Source organism: Maribellus maritimus (assembly GCF_022267315.1).
GTDB lineage: Bacteria > Bacteroidota > Bacteroidia > Bacteroidales > Prolixibacteraceae > Draconibacterium > Draconibacterium maritimum.
Genome location: NZ_JAIKLE010000001.1, coordinates 214,056 through 239,944, shown reverse-complemented (window position 1 = coordinate 239,944; position 25,889 = coordinate 214,056). Strand labels below are relative to the sequence as shown.

Annotated in this window: 25 protein-coding genes; 11 read left to right on the top strand and 14 right to left on the bottom strand. The window is 38.3% G+C overall.

The features are described 5' to 3' along the window. Nucleotides 1–195: 195 nt before the first annotated feature. Complete coding sequence (locus K5G00_RS01020; protein WP_238763472.1) at nucleotides 196–552, bottom strand: hypothetical protein; 357 nt, start codon at nucleotides 550–552, stop codon at nucleotides 196–198. A 166-nt stretch (nucleotides 553–718) separates the two neighbouring features. Between K5G00_RS01020 and K5G00_RS01015 the strand changes: the two genes are divergently transcribed. Further along, the gene (locus K5G00_RS01015; RefSeq protein ID WP_158868411.1) at nucleotides 719–958 is read left to right on the top strand and encodes a hypothetical protein; all 240 of its coding nucleotides are present in this window, start codon (nucleotides 719–721) and stop codon (nucleotides 956–958) included. Nucleotides 959–981: 23 nt separating this feature from the next. Here K5G00_RS01015 and K5G00_RS01010 read toward each other — a convergent pair whose 3' ends face one another. Continuing rightward, nucleotides 982–1,986 (bottom strand): FAD:protein FMN transferase, encoded by a 1,005-nt coding sequence (locus K5G00_RS01010; protein WP_238763470.1) that lies wholly within the window; start codon nucleotides 1,984–1,986, stop codon nucleotides 982–984. Between the two features lie 352 nt (nucleotides 1,987–2,338). On the opposite strand from K5G00_RS01010, the gene K5G00_RS01005 reads away from it, so the two are divergent. Continuing rightward, the gene (locus tag K5G00_RS01005; RefSeq protein WP_238763468.1) at nucleotides 2,339–2,815 is read left to right on the top strand and encodes a hypothetical protein; all 477 of its coding nucleotides are present in this window, start codon (nucleotides 2,339–2,341) and stop codon (nucleotides 2,813–2,815) included. A gap of 246 nt (nucleotides 2,816–3,061) precedes the next feature. Then, the gene (locus K5G00_RS01000) at nucleotides 3,062–3,427 is read left to right on the top strand and encodes a hypothetical protein (protein WP_238763467.1); all 366 of its coding nucleotides are present in this window, start codon (nucleotides 3,062–3,064) and stop codon (nucleotides 3,425–3,427) included. Between the two features lie 28 nt (nucleotides 3,428–3,455). On the opposite strand, the gene K5G00_RS00995 is transcribed toward K5G00_RS01000, so the two are convergent. Continuing rightward, on the bottom strand, nucleotides 3,456–4,184 hold the full coding sequence (locus K5G00_RS00995; protein WP_238763465.1) for an SDR family NAD(P)-dependent oxidoreductase: 729 nt from the start codon (nucleotides 4,182–4,184) through the stop codon (nucleotides 3,456–3,458). A 181-nt stretch (nucleotides 4,185–4,365) separates the two neighbouring features. Between K5G00_RS00995 and K5G00_RS00990 the strand changes: the two genes are divergently transcribed. Further along, nucleotides 4,366–5,553, top strand: coding sequence for a Gfo/Idh/MocA family protein (locus K5G00_RS00990; protein ID WP_238763463.1), 1,188 nt, complete (start codon nucleotides 4,366–4,368; stop codon nucleotides 5,551–5,553). Between the two features lie 368 nt (nucleotides 5,554–5,921). Here the strand turns inward: K5G00_RS00990 and K5G00_RS00985 are convergent, their stop codons facing one another. The 7 genes from K5G00_RS00985 to K5G00_RS00955 all read right to left on the bottom strand — a co-directional run bounded on the left by K5G00_RS00985 (nucleotide 5,922) and on the right by K5G00_RS00955 (nucleotide 13,847). Then, entirely contained in the window at nucleotides 5,922–7,346 is a 1,425-nt protein-coding gene (locus K5G00_RS00985) for a Gfo/Idh/MocA family protein (RefSeq protein WP_238763461.1), read from the bottom strand. Nucleotides 7,347–7,362: 16 nt separating this feature from the next. Beyond that, entirely contained in the window at nucleotides 7,363–8,097 is a 735-nt protein-coding gene (locus tag K5G00_RS00980) for a 3-keto-disaccharide hydrolase (protein WP_238763459.1), read from the bottom strand. 4 nt (nucleotides 8,098–8,101) lie between these two features. Continuing rightward, nucleotides 8,102–9,001, bottom strand: a complete 900-nt coding sequence (locus K5G00_RS00975; protein ID WP_238763457.1) for a mechanosensitive ion channel family protein — start codon at nucleotides 8,999–9,001, stop codon at nucleotides 8,102–8,104. Nucleotides 9,002–9,052: 51 nt separating this feature from the next. Further along, a complete protein-coding gene (locus tag K5G00_RS00970; RefSeq protein WP_238763455.1) occupies nucleotides 9,053–9,970 on the bottom strand; it encodes an NAD-dependent epimerase/dehydratase family protein in 918 nt (305 codons plus the stop codon). Between the two features lie 45 nt (nucleotides 9,971–10,015). Next, a complete protein-coding gene (gene corA, locus K5G00_RS00965; protein ID WP_238763453.1) occupies nucleotides 10,016–11,080 on the bottom strand; it encodes a magnesium/cobalt transporter CorA in 1,065 nt (354 codons plus the stop codon). Then, entirely contained in the window at nucleotides 11,080–13,299 is a 2,220-nt protein-coding gene (locus K5G00_RS00960) for an amino acid permease (RefSeq protein ID WP_238763451.1), read from the bottom strand. Before K5G00_RS00960 ends, corA begins: the two co-directional genes overlap by 1 nt. Nucleotides 13,300–13,496: 197 nt before the next feature. Next, nucleotides 13,497–13,847 (bottom strand): thermonuclease family protein, encoded by a 351-nt coding sequence (locus K5G00_RS00955; protein ID WP_238763449.1) that lies wholly within the window; start codon nucleotides 13,845–13,847, stop codon nucleotides 13,497–13,499. A gap of 133 nt (nucleotides 13,848–13,980) precedes the next feature. On the opposite strand from K5G00_RS00955, the gene K5G00_RS00950 reads away from it, so the two are divergent. From K5G00_RS00950 to K5G00_RS00920, 7 genes are all read left to right on the top strand, one after another. Next, nucleotides 13,981–14,406, top strand: a complete 426-nt coding sequence (locus tag K5G00_RS00950; RefSeq protein ID WP_238763448.1) for a DUF7793 family protein — start codon at nucleotides 13,981–13,983, stop codon at nucleotides 14,404–14,406. Nucleotides 14,407–14,427: 21 nt separating this feature from the next. Next, complete coding sequence (locus tag K5G00_RS00945) at nucleotides 14,428–15,792, top strand: response regulator (protein WP_238763446.1); 1,365 nt, start codon at nucleotides 14,428–14,430, stop codon at nucleotides 15,790–15,792. Between the two features lie 41 nt (nucleotides 15,793–15,833). Continuing rightward, complete coding sequence (locus tag K5G00_RS00940; RefSeq protein ID WP_238763444.1) at nucleotides 15,834–16,226, top strand: hypothetical protein; 393 nt, start codon at nucleotides 15,834–15,836, stop codon at nucleotides 16,224–16,226. Between the two features lie 45 nt (nucleotides 16,227–16,271). Continuing rightward, a complete protein-coding gene (locus tag K5G00_RS00935) occupies nucleotides 16,272–17,072 on the top strand; it encodes an alpha/beta hydrolase family protein (protein ID WP_238763442.1) in 801 nt (266 codons plus the stop codon). Nucleotides 17,073–17,176: 104 nt separating this feature from the next. Next, a complete protein-coding gene (locus K5G00_RS00930; protein ID WP_238763440.1) occupies nucleotides 17,177–17,569 on the top strand; it encodes a DUF302 domain-containing protein in 393 nt (130 codons plus the stop codon). A gap of 193 nt (nucleotides 17,570–17,762) precedes the next feature. After that, nucleotides 17,763–19,301 (top strand): SLC13 family permease, encoded by a 1,539-nt coding sequence (locus tag K5G00_RS00925; protein WP_238763438.1) that lies wholly within the window; start codon nucleotides 17,763–17,765, stop codon nucleotides 19,299–19,301. Between the two features lie 59 nt (nucleotides 19,302–19,360). Then, on the top strand, nucleotides 19,361–20,134 hold the full coding sequence (locus tag K5G00_RS00920) for a TIGR03915 family putative DNA repair protein (RefSeq protein WP_238763436.1): 774 nt from the start codon (nucleotides 19,361–19,363) through the stop codon (nucleotides 20,132–20,134). Here the strand turns inward: K5G00_RS00920 and K5G00_RS00915 are convergent. The 4 genes from K5G00_RS00915 to K5G00_RS00900 form a co-directional block, all read right to left on the bottom strand. Continuing rightward, on the bottom strand, nucleotides 20,131–21,336 hold the full coding sequence (locus K5G00_RS00915) for a uracil-xanthine permease family protein (RefSeq protein ID WP_238763434.1): 1,206 nt from the start codon (nucleotides 21,334–21,336) through the stop codon (nucleotides 20,131–20,133). The two genes, K5G00_RS00920 and K5G00_RS00915, sit on opposite strands and share 4 nt — an antisense overlap. A 140-nt stretch (nucleotides 21,337–21,476) precedes the next feature. Then, nucleotides 21,477–22,277 carry a 3-keto-disaccharide hydrolase gene (locus K5G00_RS00910; RefSeq protein ID WP_238763432.1) on the bottom strand — a complete coding sequence of 267 codons (801 nt, stop codon included), beginning with the start codon at nucleotides 22,275–22,277 and terminating at the stop codon, nucleotides 21,477–21,479. 83 nt (nucleotides 22,278–22,360) lie between these two features. Then, nucleotides 22,361–22,615, bottom strand: coding sequence for a DNA-binding protein (locus K5G00_RS00905; RefSeq protein WP_238763430.1), 255 nt, complete (start codon nucleotides 22,613–22,615; stop codon nucleotides 22,361–22,363). A 245-nt stretch (nucleotides 22,616–22,860) separates the two neighbouring features. Continuing rightward, nucleotides 22,861–25,809 carry a glycoside hydrolase family 3 N-terminal domain-containing protein gene (locus K5G00_RS00900; protein ID WP_238763428.1) on the bottom strand — a complete coding sequence of 983 codons (2,949 nt, stop codon included), beginning with the start codon at nucleotides 25,807–25,809 and terminating at the stop codon, nucleotides 22,861–22,863. Between the last annotated feature and the right edge of the window lie 80 nt (nucleotides 25,810–25,889).

Sequence of the window (25,889 nt, the reverse complement as noted above, 5' to 3'; positions counted from 1 at the left end):
GTTTCAAAAAGACAAACTTATCGAAGAAAACGGAAAAAGAAGATGATTTCCTTTATTGATTTTATGCTGATTCGATATAAGTTGTATACCGTTCTTTGGTTGACTTATTTTTGTTTGATTCAACAGACAATCTCCGGAGGCAGATATTTTCTCTTTTATTTGGGGTAAAGTGACTTTTCAGAAATAACTTGTAGCCTATTTTTTGAAGTGCTCCACAGTCTCCGGTTGAACAAGTGCCCAGATGGAGTACACTCCAACAGCAGTGCCTAATGGAAAATTAAACAAATCGAGCACTGAAATAATTAAAGTGAGAATGCGTGCCCACTCTTTTCTTTTAAATAAACCTATACCGGCAATAATTCCGGGAATACTTAAAACAGCAAAAAAGATGATTAAAACATTGGCCACAATCGATAAAATGAACTGTGCCTCGTGGTCACCTGATATATCTCCGGCAAAATGCAGGATTGCAAAAACTACAGCTCCGATTATTATTCCCAGAATGCTAAACCCAATTTGAAGGGCAGCAACAATATTAATGTGTTTTTCCATGATGCTTTTGTTTTTTGTTTGGTATTAAAATTACAAAAAACAAGGCGAAAGAAGGAAGAGATTTCTTTTTTTTAGATAACCACAACATTTCGTTAGGTAAACGAGTTTATTTTATAGGGAAACTAAAAATAAAGATGTATTTTTGCGGTCAATTTGGAGGTTAGAAATGGAAGTTATTAAAATTATCTTATTATCAGTTGCATTGGTAGCCATTGCAATGTTTGGATTAGCCATTCGGATTTTGTTGTTGAAAGGTGGGAAATTTCCGAATACACATGTGAGTGGAAATAAATTTTTAAAAAGCCAGGGAGTCTATTGTTCGCAAACACAGGATAAAATGGCACAGCGGGATGCCCGTAAAAAAGTAGAGTTTGAAAGTTTGACTTTTGCACCAGATAAAAAATAGAAGCCGGATTTTTCCCGGTTTTTTTATTTACGGAGAAACTGCTCAAAACCATCCGACATATAAATCTGGTTTTCACCATTTTCGTCGGCATAGATAAAGTACACGCTAATTTCCGGAACCTTCCCGGCAATTTCAATTCCTTTTTCCAGTCCCAAAACCATAAATGCAGTTGCGTATGCATCGGCTGTCATACAGTTGTCGGCCAAAACGGTTGAGCTTAAAATACTGTGTTGAACAGGGTAGCCGGTTTTTGGGTCAATGGTGTGTGCATATTTTTTGCCGTCTTCAATATAGAAGTTCCGATAGTTTCCTGACGTAGCCATTGCATTTTCCGGCAGTTCAACCACTGCGTCGTAATCATTGGCAGCAAAAAAGGCATCTTCTTCAGGGCGGCTGATACCAATGCCCCATGTTTTACCATTTTCGTTTGTGCCTTTGGTTACAATTTCTCCGCCAATGTCAATCATATAATTTTTACATCCTTTTGCAGCGAGAAAGTTACCAATTAAATCGCAGGTATATCCTTTGGCAATGGCGCTCATATCTATTTTCATTTGCGGATTTTCTTTTACAACTTTTTCGTTTTCCAGTTTTATTTTCTGGTACCCGGTAAAAGTAAGCAGGCTGTCTACTTTTTCCTGCGTCATTTTTTCTTTGTCGTCCGGGCCAAAACCCCAGGCGTTTATCAGTGGTCCGGCAGTAATGTCAAAAGCACCCCCGGTAATTTTCGAAATTTCTATTGCCCTTTCAAAACAGTTGACAAATTCAGGTGTAAGTTTTACATTTTCATTGTTGTTTATTTTTGAAATTACCGACGCTTTGTCGTAGGTAGAGAACATGGAGTTGTATTCACTTAGCTTTTTTTGAATTTCTTCCTGTAAATCTTTCCCCTGAGGACTTTCATATACAACATGATAAATGGTGCCATATACAAAACCTTCATTGTAGACGTATTTTGAGGGTGACTGTTGGCAGGCACCTAAAGCCAAAATCAGCAGACCTGTGATAAAGAAAATTCTGGTATTCATTTCGGTGAATTTTTATTAAGGGCGAAATTAAAAAAATGAATGAGTATGGCGGGCATATTTTTTTAAGAATCATTATCACATACTTAACTTTTTCGAATAAATAGGCGAGTGATGTTTGGGCTCCGTTTTATTTCATTCTTTGCAAATCGCGATCGTTTATCTTTGTTGAGCTTGTTATAAGGAAAATTACATGAGAATTTGAATTGGAGTTTCTGTATTTGTTTTTATCTTGGAGTAGAAGTATCAAAATTCTATTGGGCTTAACTATTTTTATTTCAAATGCTGAGCTGCCTGAAGAAGCAACCATATGAGAATAAAAAACATCATAGAAACAGGTATTAAAATGTGGGAAATGAAAATTTTGAAATTTACACTAGTTGTTTCCATTTTGCTAAGTGGGTCGATTTCTTGCGAAACTGATACGATTCAAATTTCCGGTGACCTTCAAAAAATGGAAGCGACAAAATATTTTGCCGCAGAGGTGTTTGCCGAACCTTACTTAAAAGTTTACGGTACATGGAAATTGTTTGAGGTTTCAGGAGGTTTTGCAGGAAATGGACATGACTTAAATTTTGAGTATTTGGAGATTAAAGAATATGGAATATATGGTTTTTTGAGTAATGACACTCTTCTCGATTACGGCAAAATGTCTCCTGCGGCGCAGACAGCGAATGACTTGCGGCTTAAAGTCGATTTTGAAGCAGATGAGGAATCTGATTTATTTTTTTCGGACAGCGAGAAATATGTGGAATTTAGCGGAAGTGATACTTTACATCTAAATTCTCCCTGTTGCGACCGGTATAATTATCATTTAAAAAGAGTTAAATAAAAAATAAAATAGCATACCGGCATCTCCCGACAATTTGAATGTGACATGTGGGGCTGATAGTCTGACAGATGAAATCACTGTTGTTACATTCGGGTTTTTTGAAAAATAAAATGTTAGAGCTTTCCATATATAAATCGAAAAGTAAAAATTCTTTGACTTTTGAAACCCTCATTTTAGGGAGTGCAATAGTTATTTTATACCATCTTTTCCCTGCAATAAATCGTAATTTATTAGTTCATACCGATTATGGTGTTTATTTTATATATCGCGCTTAAAAACGACAAAGATGAATCTATCGGTAAAATTTATTTAACAAACCATCACATTAAGGTAAAAACAGAGTCAAATGATTTTCAGATTAATTTAGGTGGCCTTGATAAGTTTCAGCTGATTTACAGCGGATATCGCGGACAAATATTAAAGGGAGATATTATTGGTCCTTTTAATACATTCTCCGGAATTGACAATTATCTGGCGATGGGGAAAGATAATTCTGAATTCAGATGCCGGTTTATGGTTGAGAGTTCAGAAAGAGAGGGTGAACTGTTGGCACTAATTAGAGACTGGGAGTCATTTGGGTATGATATTGGCAACATCAGGATTAACAAATAAAAATAACCGCCGGCAATAATCTTTTAGCTTATTCAGGAAAACTAACTCCTGTAATTTTTTTACACAGATTTAGAAATTGTTCCTGAACTTGAACATTGGTCGCTTCAGGCACATGGTATTTTTGTTTTTTGTGGTAAAAATAGCAGCCGCTCACTTTGGCTTCTTTATCATTGCTCACCGCGAGCCACGCCTGTGTTTCAAATCCTTTCTGAAGGTTGCCGGGCGCACCGGGTCCCCCCATTTTAGTGGGCACCCATCCCGGGTCCACCGCGTTGGAGTATACATCGGGCCATTTGCGGGCTGTGGCCATACACAGGATTACATCGTGTAGTTTTGAATCGGAGTAACTTACACGACCACTTTCCATATTTTTAAGGCCGGAGTCTCCGCTCAGATGCATACCTGAACTGAGATACACCAAACGTTTTGGCTTTTGAATAAGACATGTAAGAATATATGGTGCGAGAGTATTTACCGCAAAAATCAGATCACCGCTTACCTGGTACACTCCGGCATTATGAATAATTGTATCAAAACGACCCAGAACATTTACTTTTTCAGCTAACTGTTTTGTCTCTTCCATATCTGACAAATCAGCCGTCAAAACGTTTTCCGCTCCGGGAATTTTTTTTAGTGCCTCTTCGCCGCGTTTTTGATTTCGTGCATGCAGCACCACCTGGTGTCCCTGGCTAACCAGCATCTTGGCTGCCATCTGTCCCAATCCATCTGCTGAGCCGGTGATAAATATTCGTGCCATAACGTTTTTGATTTATTTCATTTTTTGTTTAAAACCTAAACAACGAAACCAAAGTAAGTGTTCCCTGGATTATAAAATCTAAGAAAAACTTTCAGTTGAAAGCGTCGCATAGCTTAAATTTCACACAAACTTTTACAACAAAAATGCAATTTGTAATTTTAAACAAATTAAATCAGAGTAAATGAATATAGCAATGTTAGGTACCGGATTAATCGGTACATTTTATACGATGTCACTCCACGGGCTGCGCAGTCGCGACAAAGTCGTTTCCGTTTATTCGCGCTCGGAAGAAAGGGGGGCGAAATTTGCCAAAGAGAATAATATTCGCAGATGGACCACCAATTTGCAGGAAGCTGTTTCGGATCCTGAAGTGGATGTAGTGGTAGTAGGCTTACCCAACGACTTGCATAAGGAAGCAATTTTTGCCGCTGCGGATGCGGGTAAAGCTGTTTTATGCACCAAACCGCTGGGCAGAAATGGGAAAGAGGCGTGGAAAATTTTACAAAAAGTAGAACAGGCGGGTGTTTTTCATGGTTACCTTGAGGATTTGGTCTATTCACCCAAACATCTGAAGGCACACGCTTCAGTAGAAAATGGTGCTATCGGGAAAGTGTTATGGGTGCGTTCACGTGAAGCACATCCCGGTCCGCACAGCGACTGGTTCTGGAATCCGGAAAAATCGGGTGGGGGAGCCATTATCGATTTAGGATGCCATTGTATCGAAATCGGAAGGAGTTTTATCGGGAAAAATATTCGTCCTGTGGAAGTCGTTTGCTGGGCCGACACGCAGGTAAAACCTATTGCAGCAGAAGATCATGCCATTGGTTTGGTAAAATATCAGAATGGAGCCATCGGACAATTTGAGGTGAGTTGGTGTTTTCGTGGAGGAATGGAATTAAAGGATGAAGTGGCCGGTGTGCATGGCTCCATCCGGCTGGATAATTTCCTGCGCACCGGTTTTGAAATGTTTTCTGCTCCAGGGAAAAAGGGATATGTGGCAGAAAAGGCTGAATCTGATTCGGGCTGGTTATTTCCTGTGGGTGATGAAGTGCATGAGTTGGGATATAACGATATGTTTGCTGATATGTTTAATGCTATTGAACAAGGGAAAAAACCGATCGAGGATTTTTATGACGGTTATGTGGTTAATGCGATTATGGATGCCTGCTACAAATCAGCCAAAACCAAAAAGTGGGAGCCGGTAGAAATAAAGGAGTGGCGCGGATTGGATGAAGTGGAACCGCTTTCTGCTTTTGTTGAATACGATGAAAACCATTGGCTGGTAAAAGAGGAAATTTTACCCGACGGACGTAAAAAAGTGATTCTGAAAGAAAAAGGGAGTGGTAAGATAATTGAGAAAGAGATTTAATTGTGGGAATTTGCAAATAGAAATTATTTCTCACCCGCAATCAACAAATCTTTAAGGTCTTCTTTTTTCCATGTGAGGCGATGAAGATATCTTGAAGGCTTCCCTTTTTGCCCGGGCTGGGTTAAATCTTAAACGCTTCCCTTTGTTTTGGGGAAGTAATGGAGATATCTTAATAGCCCCACTTTTTACCCGGACAAGGTTTAAACAAATCTCTAAATCTTTCTTTTGCTCCGGGGAAGCAATGGATAAATTTTAAAGCCGGCTTTTTCTTCCGCGCAGACAATGGCATCATGCCACCGTGTCAAACCGCATTTTTTGCGGGAGCAATATTTTCGGTTATTCTGTTTTAGGCATAAGCCGACCTGCACTTAAACGTGTTCAGGCACCACAAACGGTTCGCGGTATTCGCGCGTAAGCATTGTGTCTGCTTCCGGATCGTTTATAAATTTCATCGTTTCCGGGTCAAACTCCAGTGTTCTTCCCAAACGGTAAGAAATATTTCCCAGATGAATAAGCGCACAACTGTAAAAACCTTCTTCGATATCTGCTTTTGCCAGTTTTTGATCATTGGCCCGAATAGCATGAATAAAATTCTGATAGTGGTTGCCCAATCCGTCACCCGACGCTCCCGCTTCTCGCTTCTGTCCTTCAAAAACCTGCCAGTTGTTTACGGTTTTGCTCATAAAGCCTTCTGAACCATAAAACAGATTTCCAATTTCGTTAGTGTCGCTCACCATATAAGTATTGCCGGTCTCGCCTGCTTTGCTTGCCAACTCCCGGTTGCTCATCCAATGGCGTACTTCAAATTGTAAGATTTTCTTTTTATCGCCGCTACCATCAGGATTTGGAAATTCAAAAACCGTTATCTGGTCATTGGGAGTGGTTTGTGCATCATCAAAAATAAAATGACCGCCAATTGAACTTATTTTTGCCGGAAGTTTTACGCCCAGTCCCCAGCGGGCGATATCCATTTCGTGAACGCCCTGATTCCCCATATCTCCGTTTCCGTAAAGCCAATTCCAATGCCAGTTGTAGTGAAAGCGGTTTCGGTTAAAAGGTAATTCAGGTGTTGGCCCCAGCCACATATTATAATCAACTTTTGATAAATATTCTTTGGTATAGGGTGTAACATAATTTTTACTTCCCACAGTAAACGCAAATTGTTCGTCTTTTTCCATTGGCCCGTCAGGATAACTGCCAATTGAGTCGCGCCATTTAAAACACAAACCTTTGGCCATATATACCTCGCCCAGTTTGCCCGAGTGGAGATGGTCGGCCATTGAAATGGCACAAGGATTGCTTCGTTGTTCGGCACCATCCTGAACAATTACATCATATTTCTTTGCAGCTTCTACCAGTTTTTGTCCTTCATAAATGTTATGGCAACAAGGTTTTTCAACTGAAACATGTTTCCCTGCCTGGATGGCCCAAATGGCAGCCAGCGAATGCCAGTGATTGGGCGTTACTACCGAAACAGCATCGATGTTTTTGTTTTCAAATAATTTTCGCATATCGGAGTAAAGTTGCGGAGTCTTCAAGTCCTTATCCGTAAAATGTTTTTTTATTCGCTCGGCAAAAAGGTTTTGGTCCACATCGCAGAGCGCAGCTACTTCTACATTTTCAAGTTTCTGGTATTCCTGAATATGATTTTGTCCCATTCCCCTGACTCCAATAACAGCTAAGTTTACCCTGTCGTTAGCGCCTTTCCATCGATTGCCGGTGAGGATTGTTGGAACGGTTGACACCGCCAAACTACCGGCTGCTGTTGTTTTTATAAATTTCCGTCGTTCCATAAGTTGAGTTAGTAAGTTATAGTTTTTTTAATTTGATATTTCTGAAATAAATTTCGCTATCGTGATCCTGTAATAAAATGTGTCCTTTGGTATGCTGTCCAAAATTAGTAACATCTTTAAATTTACTGGCCGCAACTTTTTCTTTGAAGTTGCCACTGAATCGGTCGTATTCCAGCACTTTTTCACCATTTAACCAGTGTTCAACTTTCCCGTTTTTTGAAACGATCCTACTGCTGTTCCAGGCACCCGGTTTTTTTGTTTTTTTATCGGGCGATGGAGGATACAATTCATAGGCAGCGCCGGTGGTATGAAAATCGTTGGTTTTCATTTGCCCCGATTTTATATATTCCGGGTCGTCGAGTAACTGGTATTCAATTCCATAACCATACCCACCGGTGTCTCCTTCTCTTTCTGCAACAAAGTATTTGATACCTGAATTGGCAGCAGGCGAAACCATTTTCCACTGCCACGAGAGTTCAAAATCTCCAAATTTTTCTTTTGTAATGATACTCCCACCATCTTCACCTGTGCAGGTTATCGTGTTGTTTTTTACCGCCCAGCCTTTTGCCGGGAAAACATCTTTATTTACTCCTCTCCACCCGGTAAAGTCGGTTCCGTTAAAAAGGAGTTGCCATCCTTCTGCTTTTTCTTTTTGCGAAAGCTGGTTGTGCGATTGTGCGACTGAAAATTGTATGGACAAAATAGTCAATAAAACTACAGCAGCTAATCCGGATAGTTTTTTTTCTTTCATTTTTTTAGTTTTTTTCTTCACCATATTTATAAAAACGGGTTGTTGGATAAGCAAATTGAATGTCATCGTGATTTTTAAATTGAAGCAGAATGTTTTGCCAGATTTCGTTTTCCGATCCTCTTCGTTTTCTTGGATTGCACAGATAGCGAATTGTAAGTTGTACTCCAAAATCTTTTACTTTTGTGTATACAATCGGTGTAAGATGATGGTAATAAATCATATAGTTTCTGCTTGCCTTAAATATTTCTTTTTCAGCATCTTTGCTGATATGTTCGGCATGTTCATTTATAATTTGCTGAAGAATGTTTTTCCCTTTCTCCCAGTTGCTTTCAAAAGTGAGGGTTACTTTTATTTCATTCCAGATGAATTCAAAGCCGGTGCTGTAATTGGCCTGGGCTTCCATAAACACTTTCCCGTTGGGCAAATGAATTATTCTTCCTGTACTTTGGTCGGCCTCCACCCAATTGCCAATTTCAAGAATGGTGAACTGAAAAAGCCGGATATCAATCACGTCTCCGGCATGTTCTCCAATCTGCACCCGGTCGCCAACAATAAAAGGTTTTCGAAACATGATAAAAAACCATCCCGCAAGATTGGTCAGCGGGTCTTTTAATGCAATTGCCAAACCTGCCGAAAACAGACCAAGAAAAGCTCCAAACTGGCGAAAAGCCTGTACCCAGACACTGCCCACCAAAATAATTCCGATAAACGGAATAATCATAGAAATAGACCGCTTCCACTGGTAGCGTGTTTTTACATTTTTTGTTTGACGCCAGACAATTCGCAGAATGATTAAACGTAAAAGCCACAAAATAAAAATAATAACAAGCGACAATATTATTTTATTAAGGCTTTCGTGGGTTAATCCGGTGGTTTCTGTTAAATAGGTGCGAATGGCATCCATTGTTTAAAACGCTTTAAAAAGTAGCAGAGGAAGTTACGAAATATTTTTATTTTAACCCGCTTTCACAATTTCTTTGATTGCAATTTTTACGGGAGTGGCTTTCATTTTAAAAACAGTTTCAAATTTCGAACTGTCGAAAACATAATCCCTATCGTATTGATACAACATTTCAACAAGTTCTTTCATAACAGGATTAAACAATCCCATAACAGAAATCAGGAATTTTGAGGCTACTTGAAATTTCGGTTTTACACCGGTTTCAGAGGCAACCATTTCTATCCACTCTTTTCCTGTATGCGGCCCGGCAGTGGGCAAATGCCAAACCTGTCCGTATGCATTTTGGGTGTTGCCGAGAAGCGCCGTTGCTTTGGCTGCATCGGGTGTGTAGGTATAATTGTGCTTGGTGTTTAAGCTACAAAACCAGATGGCTTTTTTTCCTGCTTTGAGATTTTTGAACACTGTTTCGTTTAAAGCGCCATTATTGATAGCCGGGCCGTAAAAATCGGCTGAACGTGCAATCAAAGCTTCGATATTTCCGGCAGCTACTTCGTCAAAAATCATCTGAGCGATTTGGGCTCGTACTTTTCCTTTTTTGCTCGATGGCCGGATTTCTGTTTCTTCGGTCATCGGATTTAGTGCTTCCGGGTTGTACATGTAAATATTGTCGAAAAAGACCAGTCTCATTTTATGTTTTTTGCAGGCAGAGATTACATTTTGCATCATCAGCGGCCACAATTTCTCCCATAGTTTTGCTTTATAAGGTAAGCCTACTACCAGGTAAGCGACATCTGCTCCCTGAACCGCCTTTTCAACTTCGTCGGTATTTGTGAGATCGCAGGGAAAAAGCTCGTCGTCATCATTTATTTTTTGAGGATTTCGGCTTACCAGGCGTACTTTTTTATCGTATTTTTTTAATTCATGTGCAAGGTCAACTCCTATTGCACCTCCTGATCCTAAAATTACTTGCATTGCTTAATGATTAAAATTATAGTTTTTATCTTTTTGATTCTGTTTTTAAAGCCAGTCTTTTCGTTTGAAATAGTACAACATAGCCCCCGCAATAACTGCCATCACACCAAGCATTATAAAATAGCTGTATTGAAAATGCAATTCGGGCAAAAAGTCGAAATTGGTTCCGTATACTCCCGCAATAAAAGTGAGGGGAATAAATATCGATGCAAAAATAGTGAGCACTTTCATCACATCATTTGTTCGATTTCCCACATTTGCGTGGTAAATATTAAGGTAGTCGTTGGTCATGTTGTAGTAAATATCGACGGCTTCCATTGCCTGCGTCGACAAATCGAGTAAATCTTTAAAAAAAGAGTATGTTTTTTTCTGGATAAATTTTGATTCGGTTTTATTTAGAACGAGCATCATTTCCTTTAAAGGGAAAACGCTTTTGCGAATAAAACTGACATTCATTTTGAGCCGGTAAATTTTCTGAACAATTTCTTTTCTGGTTTCCGTAAATACTTCTTCTTCCATATTTTCAATAACGGCTCCCAAATTTTCAATACTTTGAAGATATCCGTCTACCAGGGTATCTATTAAAGCATATGCCAGATAATCCGGGCCGGTTTTTCTGATTCTTCCTTTATTACTTCTGATACGCTCGCGCACCGGTTCAAAATAACGTGCTACCCGTTCCTGAAACGTTATTACATAATTGTTCCCCACTACCATTGAAATATGATCTCCTGCGACCCGGGTATTTTCCTGGTCATATTCAAGGACTTTTAGAAAAACGGTGAGGTTGTTTTCATTTTCAATAATTTTAGGACGCTGGTCGGTATTTAATATGTCTTCCAGTTCAAGCGGCGGGATGGTAAATTTCTCACCAATTTTTTCAATGAGTTGTGTGTCTTGTAAACCATATATGTTTATCCACAAAACCGATTCATCGGGAAGATCATCTTGTATTTCATCCAGGTTATCAATCTGTTTTTCAATAAGTGTTTCTTTGTTGTATGCTATTAAATGGATCTCTGATTTTTCCATTTTCCTGTTTCCAATAAAAATCAGTGAACCGGGTGAAGCACCATGCGAACTTTTGCGACTTTTTAAAAATCGTGCCATTATTCAATCTCCTTTTGATATTTGGAATGAACAAACAGGGTTGTTCCAATTGTATCGTATCCTTCAAATAGTTTTTCCTTTTCGTGTTTAACCAACTCCTCGCGGACGCCAATTAACGTTAACCCGGCTTTTTCAGAATATTGATTTATGATTGCTTTTCTTGAAACATTTGGCTCCTGTGGAATGATTTTTATGTTCTTTGCTGTAATTGGCAGGCGTCCGGAATTTACCAGCTCTTTCATCTTTTGGCGGGTTTCTTCCATTCTTTCGGGCAAACAAATTTCAAAAATCTGGATGTACCCTTTTTTCCAGTCCGGGTGACCTAAAATGATAAAACTCAAAAGAATCATCAGGTTTGCATTTTCAGAATCCAGCGAATTTATCCAGACATGAATCCCATTTTTAAACGGAATGGATTTTCCGCTACTCGCTAAAATACAGATATCAAAATCGCCTGAATTTACCAGTGAGAAATTGTCGATTATATCCTCCAGATTATCGGGATTATCTTTGTCGTACTCAAAAATAATCATGTTATTTTCCATACCGGCAATACCTGGGATTTGTATGGCCTGAGCAATTGCCGACGTGTATGATGGCGAAATAAGCGTGTCGATGTATACATGGTTTCCTACGTCACTAAACATCGAAAGCAGTCGTTCAGATTCATTTTTTGCAGTTTGAACAGTGGATTTTGAATAGTAACCTTCGATACGATGCAAATAGGTTCCAAAACCATATTTGAAGGCAATCCAGTTGAGCAACAGAAATGCTTTGTCGCGTTTAAAAGAGTCTTTCGAAATGCAGATGGCACTGGGACGCCACTCTTTATGTGTTTTTTTACTGTTTTTATTTTGAATCAGAATTTGAAGGTTTCGGTTTAACTGGAAAAGGGCATTGGCAAAAATGGAGGCAAATCCTTTTCGGTATTTGTGGTAGTGATTGATATAAATATAAATTAAAGAAATAACAGCAAATGAGAGCAACGCGTAAGGCGTATTGATTTTAAACATCACCCAAACCGCAACCAGAAACCCGGTAAGTGAGATATACCATTTCGATCGAAATGAAGGCCTGTAGGAAGGCGACGAGCCAAAATGGTTCAGAAAAGAAATCAGACAGAGCGAACCATAAGTAACCATAAAAAACATGGAAATAATAGAGGCAACCGCGTTAACATCGCCAAGTGCAACAAAAACAAATGCAATTACAGCCGTTACAACAGATGCATTTTTAGGCTCGTTATCTTTTACATTTGCTGCAGCCAGCCAGCGGTTCACTTTTTTAGATGGGAAAGCATGATCGAGCGCCAAAGCCTGCAATGTTCGCGGAGCTACCATAACCGAACCTAATGCCGACGAGATTGTTGAGGCAGCAAGACCAAGAGGAATAACAATTGCCCCCCCAACAGCAATTTTACTCATTATTAACTGGTGCTCAATCAAGTCTTCAACGGGCGCCGACTTGGCCAGTTTGTAAACAATAAAAAAGTAAATAATCATTCCTGAAATGGTTGCCAGTGTTGTTCCAAGCGGAATAGCGCGGGAAGGTTTTTTTAGATCGCCTGAAAGCCCGACTCCGGCTGTCATTCCTGTAAATGCAGGAAAAATAATGGCAAAGACAATAAAAAAGTCTTGCGGGTTTCTTAATTCCGCATGCGAAAGGCTGTATGTTGTCGAATCAGCATGTCCTGTAGTTCCGAGAAAAAATAAAACCAGGGAAACCAGCAAAATGGCGACAACAAAATACAAAGCTTTTACACCCAGGTTAGCTCCTTTTTTGATGATTAAAATGGCCAGCAAAGCCATAACAGGCAGGCTGATTACCTGCCTGGGTAACGCAAAGTTGTATTTTTCCTGCAAAAAGTTAAACAGAAATTCAAAGGATTCGGTAAAGGCAATAACGTAAAACGCGACACTTATGGCCTGAGACATAAACAGGGCGATTCCGATTGTTGCACCAATATTTAATCCAAAGGAACGTGAAATAATAAAGTATTCCCCTCCACCTTCAACGCGTTTGTTTGTAGCAATTTCCGAAATGGCTAAAGCTGTTGGAATGGTGACAAGATGACCTAAGAATATAATTAATATCACTCCCCAGAAACCCAGCGTTCCCACCGCGTAGCCAAAGCGCAAAAACAGAATTGCACCTAAAATGGTAGAAATAGCCGTAAAAAATACCGGAGCTGTTCCAAACTTTTTGGAATTATTATTCATTCTGAATTTTAATCAAATATTATGTAAGAAAGTTAAAAAAATGAAAACAGATTTGCTAATAAATAAGGTCAATTTCACCATATTTATTCGTGAATTAATCTATAAAGAGAGGTTCAGAATCCTTATAGTAACTGGCATTGAGCCGAATAATAAAATTTACAAAAATAAAAGATTGAAAAAAACCAGCTTGCCTGGCTTTAATATTTTGCATATTCTGCCAAACCCATTTTGACCAATTCATCGTTTAATGTAATTTCGTTGTCGGCCAGTCTGATTGTTCCGATGTAACGGCCATATTTACCCACATCCTTGTCTGTTTCAATAATTACTTCAAAGTCGTTTGCGGCAATTCTTTGTTCCACAAAAATTTTAGACTCCATTCCCCTGGAGTATTCGTCTGAATCTTTTTTAACATTGTAAGTTTCAGGAGTATTGATATTGGCCAGTCGAATACGTTGATTTGTGGTGATTTTAAATCCCAAATCAATAACAACATCGAGCGTGTCTCCGTCAACAATCCTTTTTACCGTAGCTTTATACTGATACATGGCACATTAATTTAAATATAAAAGTTAAGGTATTTTTTTGTTTTTTGCTAACAAGTGGAGTTGATTTTTGTTATTTAAACTCCTGTATTTCAGTAAAAAAAATATTTATATTTGATACATTGTTCGAGTTAATATGAAAGAAGAGATTAAGGTTATCAAAATTTCAGAGAACGAGTATTTGGTTGGAAATAACACCACCACCCTAATAAATCCAAACATTATTCTTGTAGAGGCAATCGGAGATCAAACAGATGAACTTGCTTTAGCCCAAAAGGAGGTATGCGATACACTGGTGGCACAGGTAGAAGGGAAAATAAATTATCTTATTGATTTAAACCAATGTGGTAAAAACTCAAAAAAAGCCAGGGCAACGTGGATTAAGATAAATAATCAGAAAAAAACATTGTTTGTGGCTTTGTATGGTCTGCATCCGGTTGCAAAAGTTCTGGCAACTTTTATTATGGGGGCATCAGGAAAAAAGAATTTCAAGTTCTTTAGCCGTCGGGAGGAGGCCCTTGTATGGTTAATTCAAATGAATGGCACGATAAATGACGATTGATCGTTTTATAGAAAATCAATTATGTTGGAAAAAGAACCAGATATAAAACGAATTGAGGAATTGATTGATGCTTTAATGAAAGTAGCTCGTGGCGACTACTCGATTCAGGTTCCGCTTTCAGGGGAGAATGATCACCTGGACGCTTTGGCGATGGGGTTTAATTTGATGGTTGATGACATTGGATCCTCGAAAAAGATTGAGAAAGAGAATGAGAAAATTAAACGTTTAAACAAACAACTCGAAGAGGCAAAAAAGGCCGCAGAGGAGAGTAACCGTTTAAAATCGATTTTTATTTCCAATTTATCACACGAGATACGAACTCCGATGAACGGCATTATTGGATTTGCCAATCTTTTAAATGAAGATGATATTTCCACCGAAACAAGGAAAAATTATACTCAAATAATTGTAAACAGCAGTAATCAGTTATTGCGTATTATCGATGACATCCTTGAGATTTCTAGGCTGGAAACCAAGCAGGTGAAACTGGATGAACAGGTGGTGAATATAAACGACTTTATGTTTGAGCTGTTTAATATTTTTAACCTCAAATCAAAAGAAAGTAAGATTCCCATTTATTTAAAAAGAGCTTTGCCCGACGAATACAGCAATGCTTATACCGACCGATTGAAACTGAGTAAAATTTTGTGTAATTTGTTGGAAAATGCATTGAAATTTACAAATTCAGGACACATTGAATTTGGCTATGTTTGTAACGATGTTGAAATTGAGTTTTATGTAAAGGATACCGGAATCGGAATTAATAAAGAAAAACAAAAGAGTATATTCGGAAGATTTTCACAGGTCGATAGTGCACTTTCAAAAAAATCGGGCGGCTTAGGACTAGGATTGGCCATTGCCAGTGAAAATGCAGCTTTACTCGGTGGGAAAATAAGAGTTATTTCAGAGGAAGGGAGCGGTTCAACATTTTATCTGTCAGTTCCTTTTAAACAAGTAGATAAGCAAATTGTTGATAATAAGACCGGAACTGCAGAACTCAACAACAAATTTAAAATTATCATTGCCGAGGACGAAGAAGTAAATCTTCTTTATTTGGAAACATTATTGAAAAAGATAAACAGAAACATTCACATTATTCAGGCTTCAAATGGTGAGGAGGCGATAGATTTATGTAAAAGGAACTATCCCGTAGATTTGGTTTTAATGGACGTGAAATTGCCTGTATTAAATGGATTGGAAGCAACCAGAAAAATAAAACAAATCTATCCGGATTTGCCTGTCATTGCTCAGTCTGCTTATACTTCAGCTCATGAAATTGAAAATGCCAAACAAGCTGGCGCGAACGGTTATATTACAAAACCTATCGTAAAAGAGAAGCTGTTTGAGGTGCTGGAAAAGTATATTTATGTCAAAAATAATGATTAAGTTTGTTTACTTTTTTGAAGAAAAAAACCAGAAGCAACTTAATGGATCAAAGTCAGGATACATCCAATTTTGAATTCAAATGTAATGTTAAGGACTCACTTTGTTTGGCGCGATGTGTTGGCGTTACCGACTATTACAATCTAACAGAAGCCTTCCAAAGTTTAATAAATTCCCCGGAAATTAAATCCCATTTCAAATTGATTATAGATCTTATCGAAATGGATTACCATCCGAGTTATGACGAGTTAATGGGAATTGTTGATACATTAAAACTCCTGAAAGAAACATTTAATGAAAAAGTTGCTCTTGTAACCAGACAAAATCTGAATATTATTGCAAAATTAATCACTATTTATTGTGAATTAGCTGGAATGAAAATGAAGGCTTTTATAAATATCGATGATGCAAAAAAATGGGTAACTTCGTCAGACTGATGAAGTAGAATAAACACTTTTTTTAACCTAAAAAATCAAATTCCAATGAAAGTATTTTCCCTTTTGTTTATTATTTTAATCAGTTTGTTTTGTTCACCTCAAATATTTAGTCAAGAAAATAGTTTTGAAGGCTGGGAGTGTAAAGAATTTTCATTTCAGGGACACGATGCAAAAATTGTTTTTCCGAAGAAAAGCAACGACGGAAAATATTGGGTTTGGCGAGCCCGGTTTTGGGGGCACGAACCCCAGTTGGATAAAGCCCTTCTCGAAGTTGGTTTTCATGTGGTTTATGTTGACGTAGCAGGTTTTTTCGGAAACAACGAGGCAGTAGCCTTGTGGAACGATTTTTATAAATTCCTTCGAAAAGAATATGATTTAAATCGTAAAGTGGTTTTAGAAGGAATGAGCCGTGGTGGCCTGATTGTTTATAATTGGGCTTCGCAGAACACAAAGAAGGTTGCGTGTATTTATGCAGATGCTCCGGTGTGTGATATTAAAAGCTGGCCAGGCGGATTATATCGTGGAATTGGCAGTGAGTCAGATTGGGAAGCCTGTTTAAGGGTGTATAATTTAGATGAAAAATCGGTTTTTGATTTTGAGGGGATTCCGATTAACAATGCGGTAAAAATAGCAAAAGCAAATATTCCGGCTATTCATGTTTGCGGACTAGCTGATAAGGTCGTTCCCTATGCAGAAAATACAGAAAAGCTGGCAAAGAATTTTAAAGATGCTGGTGGTAAAATCGAGCTGATTTTAAAAGAAGGAGTAGGGCACCATCCGCACAGTTTGGAAGATCCCCGGCCATTGGTCGATTTTGTTTTGAAAAACACCATCAACAAGAAATAGATTTCTGTTACTGGTATATCAATAAAGTTTATCTTTTTATTTGAACATGAGTTTAATTTGTTTGTTGTTTGAATACATTGTATAAACTTTAAAACAGATAAACGATGAGTTATTATTTTAGTAAAATTATTTCAGGTAAAAGTTTTGATGAAGCAGCTGAATTTGTTACCGAAGAATTAAAGAAAGAAGGTTTTGGAGTACTAACAGAAATAAATGTTGGTGAAACATTAAAAAAGAAGCTGGATGTTGACTTCAAAAAGTATAAGATTTTAGGAGCCTGCAGTCCAAAACACGCTTATGAGGCTTTGTCGGCTGAAGATAAGATCGGTGTTTTTTTGCCTTGTAATGTTGTGGTAGAAGAACATGAGAATGGAGATGTTGAAGTTTCAGCTGTTGATCCTATTGCTTCAATGAGTTCAGTAGAAAATGAATCCTTAGGTGGAATTGCCGTTGAAATTCAACAAAAGCTCAAAAAAGTAATCGAAAATCTTAGATGATTACCAGATGTAAATAATAACTTTCAATTACTAGCCATTTTCTGTTTTTTTGTTGCTTTAAAATCTAATGACCCGGATTGTCGTTTTTGGGAGAGGTTTTTTTATTGAATTTTTATATAGTTTTGGTACATTTAGTCCAGATTGAAAAGGAAACTGAACTATTTACACGCAGAAAAAAACCTTAACTTAAAATATGCCACAATCCTTCAAAAAGAAATCGGGGCGTTTGCAGCAGGTTGCTTTAATTCTTGCGCCGCTGATGAGTTTGCTTATCATTTTGTTTGTTGAGCTTGATCCTGAAAATAAAAAAGTAACTTACACTTTCGCAATAGCATTGTTAATGGCTGTTTGGTGGATTACCGAAGCCATTCCTCTGGCAGCAACAGCTTTAATACCTGTCGCACTTTTTCCGCTTTTTGGAGTTGTAGACGGGAAGACAGTATCGTCAATGTATTTTAACCATCTTATTTTTCTTTTTATCGGCGGGTTTTTGATGGCTTTTGCTATGGAACGCTGGAATCTGCACAGAAGAATCGCATTGAGAATATTGATTCTCTTTGGTATAAGTCCCGGGCGGATTTTGCTGGGTTTTATGCTTGCAACATCGTTCCTTTCCATGTGGATGTCAAATACTGCAACCGCAATGATGATGGTCCCTATTGCGTTGTCAATAATTTTGAAGCTGGAAGAAAGTCTGGGAAAAGAAAAGATAAAGAGATATAACATTGGTTTACTTTTAGGTATTGCCTATTCTGCTTCGATTGGCGGAATTACTACGTTGGTTGGAACACCTCCAAATTTGTCATTTGCAAGAATTGTAAGTATTATTTTTCCTGAAATGACAGAGATTTCGTTTGCTGACTGGTTTCTTTTTGCTGTTCCGGTAACTATACTGATTTTTTTTGCTGCCTGGTTTTTACTCTATCTGATGTACAAACCCAAAGAACGTTGGGATAATTTGCAGATGGATGATTTTAGAAAGGAATATACGGCTCTGGGGAAAGCAAAGCCCGAAGAGAAAATTGTATTGGCACTTTTTGGAACTCTAGCTTTTTTGTGGATTTTTAGGGCTGGTTTTTCTATTCAGTCAGTAGAAATACCGGGTTGGTCAAAGTTGTTTAAAAATCCATCTTATATCAACGACGGAACAGTGGCCATTTTTATTGCATTGCTGCTTTTTATTATTCCTTCAAAATCAAAAAAAGAAGAGCGCATTATGAATTGGGAGACAGCAAAAAGAATTCCTTGGGGAATTGTTTTGCTGTTTGGCGGAGGTTTTGCTTTGGCTCAGGGATTTGTTGACTCCGGGCTGTCGGTATGGTTTGGAGAACAATTGGCTGGTTTGGCGGATGTTCAGCCTATTGTACTAACTTTTGTCAATGTTACAATGATGTCGTTTTTAACGGAACTCACTTCAAATGTGGCAACCACCGAAATGATTTTACCCATTCTGGCCGGCCTGGCAATGACAATAGAAGTAAATCCTTTATTGTTGATGATTCCTGCAACACTGGCGGCATCGTTGGCATTTATGCTTCCGGTTGCAACACCGCCTAACGCCATTATTTTTGGAACCGACCGTATTCGCGTGAAAGATATGGTAAGAACGGGTATTTTGTTAAATCTGGCTGGTATTATAATTGCAACGTTGGTGATGTATTTTTGGGGAACCCTTGTCTTTGGGATTGATGTTTCGGTTTTCCCCGATTGGGCAGTAGGGAGTGTAAATTAGTTGTCGGTTCAGAATATATTTGTTTTGTTTGCAGCGGAAATAAAAGGTTCAATTTTGTTATGCAGATTTATTCATACGACGGAACTTTTGAAGGATTACTTACAGCTGTTTTTGAATGTTACAGCCGGAAAGATTTTCCTGAAGATATAGTGTCTCAAAAAAATGAGCAGAAAAATTTGTTTGCTGAACGTTTTGAAGTTTTGTCTGATGCAGCGAAAGCTGACCGTGTATGGAGTGGCGCGCAGAAGAAGCTTTCAAAACGAAACAACCAGATGTTGTTTTATGCTTTTCTTTCGGAAGAGCCGGGAATTGAAATGAAAATTCTTCGTTTCTTTCAACGTTTGTTTTTGGAAAAACATCCTATTGAAACCGATTATAGCGACTCCGATGTTTTGTCTCTTTCTCAACTTTCGCAAAAGGTACTAAAAGAGGCCGAGCAGATAAGGCAGTTTGTTCGTTTTCAGCATACAAGAGATGGTCTGTATTTTTGTGGAATAGATCCGCGCTACGATGTAATTCCCCTAACAGTAGAACACTTTCGAAATCGATTTGCCGATCAATCTTGGTTGTTGTACGATTTAAAAAGAAGTTATGGCGTGTTATTCCATGAAGAGAAATTGGAGGAAGTAGAAATTTCTCAAAAAGAGTTTCACTCATTAACGGGTAAAGTAAACCAGGATGTATTGGAAGAAGAAGAGGAACTTTATCAGACGCTGTGGAAATCGTATTTTAAAAATATCAACATAAAGGAAAGAAAAAACCTTCGGTTACAACGGCAACATATGCCCCGAAGGTTTTGGAAATATCTTCCTGAAATAAATAATAAAAGTTAAATGTCTTGTTTTTTTGTTTTTGGAAGAATTAAGTTCAACACAATTCCAACTGCTGCTGCCAGCCCGATTCCAGCCAGCGAGAAGTTCCCGTACTGAATAACTGCACCGCCAATCCCTACTGTTAATACAACAGAAACAATTACCTGGTTGCGGGTTTCTGCCAGGTCGGCCTTTGAGTCTATCAGCGTTTTTATACCGATAGAAGCTATCATACCAAAAAGAAGCAACATAATTCCTCCTAAAACGGCTTGAGGTATGGTTTTTAGAAAACCACTTATTTTTCCGACAAAAGCAAAAACAATAGCAGTAATTGCAGCAATTCTCAAAATAAACGGATTGGTCACTTTTGTTAATGAAATTGCACCTGTTACCTCCGAATAAGTAGTATTAGGAACGCCGCCAAAAAAGCCGGCAATAGCAGTAGCAATTCCATCGCCCAGAAGTGTGCGGTTTAAGCCCGGTTTTTCAATGAAATTTTTGTCGCAAACTCCACCAAGTGCATACATATCACCAACATGCTCAATTACCGGAGCAATGGCAACCGGAATCATATAGAGAATGGCCTGCCAGCTAAACTCAGGCATTGTAAACTGAGGTAGCATTATCCATTTTGCGTCAGAAATTGCGGCGTAATCTACCCTGCCTAAAATTAAGGCAACAATATATCCTACGGCAATTCCCACAAATATCGGGATAAGTTTGATCATTCCTTTTCCAAAAATAACCACAACAATTGAAGCAATTAAAGCTATTGTAGCCAGCAGCCAGTCGGTTTTTGCCATGTCTACTGCCGATGTTGCCAGAGATAGTCCGATGATCATAATTACCGGCCCGACAACAACCGAGGGAAACAGGCTTTCAATAAACTTAATTCCCCGTAATTTTACCAATACGGAAACAATTCCGTAAACCAAACCCACTGCAATTATTCCAGACAAGGTCCCGGCCCAGCCAAAAAGTCTCGTTGCTTCAATGATTGGAGCGATAAACGCAAAACTGCTGCCAAGAAAAGCAGGTACTGTTCCTTTGGTTATTAAATGAAAAATAAGCGTGCCAATTCCGGCGGTAAACAATGCTACCGAGGGATCAATGCCAACAAGAAGGGGGACAAGAACGGTTGCACCAAAAGCAACAAATAGAAACTGAACGCCTAATACGGTGTTCTTTACAGTGAATTGTTCACGAAAAGAGATTGGTTTCATCTATTAAGGTTTTATTTTTTTAACAAGAATAACTTTTTCTTTTTTAGCTGTCAAAAAAAGATATTAACGAAATGAATGATTGTTGTTGGTAACCTGAATGACACAAAAAAACCGTTTCCTGAAAAGAAACGGTTTTGCTGTTATTGTAACAATTCCTGAGGAATCTCGCTTATGGGTTGAACTTTTATAGAACGAATAAAAAGTTCACCGCCTTCGGATTGCAGTTGAATCTTGCCTTTTGATAAAGGTTCAATATTATTGGGGCCCAAATATTTTCCGGAATTATAATTTATCATGTTTACTTTTCCGTTAATAACATGGACTGATGTTCTTCCCAAACAATAAAGTTCGATTTTATTCCATTCGCCCACCGGATTTTCATAATCGGCATCTTTGGCAATAATCCGAGTTTCAGTATCAGGAATGGAGGGTGCTTTTTCGGCACCTTTTGAATAAATATATTTTTCTTCGGCATTTTTTTTCATCGGAATTTCGCAATACGATTTTCCCATTCGGTACGAGTCGCCTATATTTCCTGATTTTAACTGCAATTCGTGCGAACTCATCCAAACACCAATACCTGCTCCAAAATCGCCGTAGCTGTGATAAAGTAATCCACTGTTTCTTGTTGAATATACTTTTTCACCCCATTTGAACTCCATAACCAGATGGTAGTTTTCAAATTCTTCCTGTGTGGCAATAGAGGCATTAATTTCACCTGAAATCTTGATGACTTTTTCGCCCTCTAAATCAACAACTGAAAACAAATTTAAAGGGTCTTTATTTAAGCCAACAGGCACTCCACCTTCTTCAGTGGGGCCGCACCACGTATCCCAACCTGTTAAATCCTGACCGTTAAACAGTGGTTGCCAGGGCTCTTCTGTTGAACACGAACTAAAAACTAAAATTGAAATAAGGAAAAGGAAAAATGTATTCTTCATGGTAAAAAGGTTTAGATTAAAAAAAAACTGCCCTTCAAATATAGGACAGTTTTCTAAATATTTTATGAAGTTTTTCTTTTTTGTTAAACTGCTTCAGCTTCGATGATTTGTTTTGCTCTTTCTAAAATTTTTGTGTCGTCGATTAGAACTATCCCGCCATTTGGTCCGGGTTCCATATGTATTCCTACTGCTGCTCCGTTAGTGTAATTCGCGCCTCCAAAATAATTCCTGACGGTTTCTTCTGTTACTTCAAATTCTTGCGCCATTTTTTTTATTGAACCGTCAGGCAAGCTGTCTTTGATTTTGCGCAGCTCGTTAAATGTCATTTTACGCTCCATGTCTTATTAGTTTACTTGATTATATAAAGAACTTATTGCATCTGTAAATTTAAAATTAATAATTTAATAACCTGCATGTAATGTAAAGGTAATTTTTAAAAATTTTAATTTTTTACGTTAATGGAATGTAAACACTGTTTGAAGTGGCAATATAAGTTTTTTGAATTCAGATTATTATGTGTGAGTTTCTATGTATTTAACAGAATGTGCATAAGTAATAATTAACATTTTTTAATAGTTTGATGTCAATTATCTTTTAAACAATCGTAAATTGCCTGGTGCATCGCAGTCCGAATATTTAACTGATAGAGTTTTTGATTTTCACGCGTTGGGTGAACCCTGTTCGACATAAAAATATAGAGTAACCCATTATCAGGATCAGCCCAGGCAAATGTTCCTGTGAAGCCACTGTGTCCAAAGCTGTTGGCGCTTGCATCTATGGCGGGATAAGCGTCTTTCAGGCTGTTTCTGTAATTGTCTGTCAGCGGTTTGTCAAAACCCAGCCCTCTTCGGTTGTTGTTGTTCGGATATTGAATGCGTATAAATTCATTTACCGTTTTCTCAGAAATATATCTGCGTCCTCCAAAATATCCTTTCTGAAGGTACATTTGAAATAGTTTCGCCAGGTCGTTGGTTGTTCCAAAAAGACCAGCATTTCCCGAGATACCACCCATCATCGCTGCTCCCTCGTCGTGCACGTATCCCCGGATAGTTTCCATTCTGAAAAGATCATCTTTTTCGGTTGGAATAATATCTTTCATCGGAAAATATTTGTAAGGGTTATAAGTGATAGTGTATGCTCCCAGAGGTCGGTAAAAATTTTTTTTTAGATAATCTTCGTATGATTCACCGGTGATATTACTGATAATATCAGGATATAAATAGAAACTCAAGCCGGAATATAGATATCTGCTACGGGGCAACAGTTTCGAATTGCGAATGGTATCGTACATTATTTTCCTGAAATGGCTGTTCATGTATAAGTCGGAAGAAACACGCACGTTAAATTCTGAAGATGGATTGTGTTTAAAGACGGAAGAACTCAGGTGCTTTTGTTTGTCAAGTGTCATTTGCCAAAAAGGTATCCAGGATGCCAATCGCGCCTGGTGTGCTAAAACCTCGCGTACTGTAATATTTTTTTTGTTGGAGCCGTCAAAATCAGCCCAGTAACGGCTAAATGGGGCATCCAGATTCATTTCTTTTTTATCAACCAACTTCATGAGCGCTGGTAAGGGGCCGGTTACCTTGGTTAGCGATGCCCAGTCGTATAAATTCTCTTTTTTTACTTGCTGCTCCTTTTCATAGGTCTGGTATCCGTAGCATTTATGAAATATTACTTTTCCATCTTTTGCAATTAACACCTGGCATCCGGGATAAGCTTCTTTTTCAACTCCCAGCAGGGCAATTGAATCAATCTTTCTTTCAAGTTGTCCTGAATTCACACCAACTTCTTCCGGAATTGTGTATGACAGCGTGCTGTTGCTTGCTACTTCAATACTGTCGTTTAACTGAAACCTTGAATCAACAGTTACCGGCAACCTGCCATTGGCCTGGTTTGCTCCAAACACAAGTTGCGCTGCCAACTCCTGTGTTAATTCGTTATTCTGATAGGCCAAAATCAGCCCCTGTACATTTTCAATATTTTCAAAGTGTTTCATTGCATAGGCATTGCCAAAAAAAACAGCGATCGAATTATTTTTTCGCGTCAGTTCCGAAACCGCACGTCTTTGAATTTCAGTTGTACCGTATTGTCTCGAAGGATAAACATTAATCCCCTGAATACCTGCTATTACCAAATTGTAATCTTCCATTAAAACGTGGAGTCTGCTCAAATCTCTTTCAGAAGCATCTTTGGGAAGGAAGTAGTGGTCGACAACAGTATATTTTTCAAGCGTTCTCTGAAAGGTTGTAATATTATCGGAACCTATTGATATTGATGCAATACGGAAAGAATCGAGATGCTCAACGGGCAGAATGTTATCTGTGTTTTTTAAAACAGTAAGTGCTCCTTTAACAAGCTGTCGGTTGGTCATCTCAAAATAAGGAGAGTGGAGTCTGTGTCTCAAATATTTTATGTCAGTCGGCTGGTACTCGTTTAAATTCACCCAACGTTTTAACGCCAGAATTTTTCGACACTTTTCGTCAATTTCAGCTGTGCTGAGTTCACCTCTTACGATGCCGTTTTTTACCGATTCAATCGCTTTATTCAAATCCGGAACAAATTCAATCAAATCATTTCCCGCTTTTAGCGCTTCCAGTTCTGCATTTCCGCTTTGGGTTCTTACACCCTGCATATTTATAGCGTCGGTAACTACAAAACCGGAAAAACCAATTTCATTTTTCAGGTAATCAGTTATGATTTTTTTTGACAAGGAGGAAGGAGTTCCCGAATCATCAAGTGAAGGAACGTCAAGATGTGCTGACATTATTCCACTGATTCCCATTTCTGCCAGATAACGGAACGGAAAAGTTTCGAGGGTATCCATTCTTTCTTTTGAATGTGTAAGAACAGGAAGTGTTTTATGAGAGTCACTATGCGTGTCGCCATGTCCCGGAAAATGTTTGGCCACGGGTATTACTCCCACATCCTGCATTCCTTTGGCAACCTGCCAGGCTTTATTGGCAACATTTTTTTTGTCTTCCCCGAACGAACGAAAATTAATAACAGGATTTTCAGGATTGGTATTTACATCAGCCACCGGAGCAAAATTCATATGTATACCCATGTCTTTTAACTGGTTTCCAATATCTCTCCCCATCTGATAAACAAAAGCATCGTATTTTACTGCGCCGATTGCTTGTGCATATGGATATTCTACTGTACTGTCAATTCTCATAGACAATCCCCACTCGCCGTCGATCGCGATCAGAAGAGGTGTTTTTGAATTTTCCTGAAATTCATTGATCCATGAAGTAGTTTTAACAGGCCCACCCTGCATTACCAAAACACCACCAGGTTTATATTTTTTTATTTGTTCGATAACTTTATTTTTGCTGGCGTCATTTTGTGTCGGATATGCAGTGAGCATCATCAGTTGTGCAATCTTCTCATCAATAGTCATGCTGTCCAGCTGTTTATTCACCCACTCATCGTTTGAAAATTTTAGAAAAGGAGGCTCAACAGCACCCAGATGATTCGTGTAGATCAGAAACAGAGAAATAATACCTGCAAATATTTTGATTACCTTATTCATAATATAATAATAGTCACTTGTGGTAATATAACTTACTTTTGGTTCGTTTATTTAGTTTAGTAGTTAAGGAATGCAGTTTT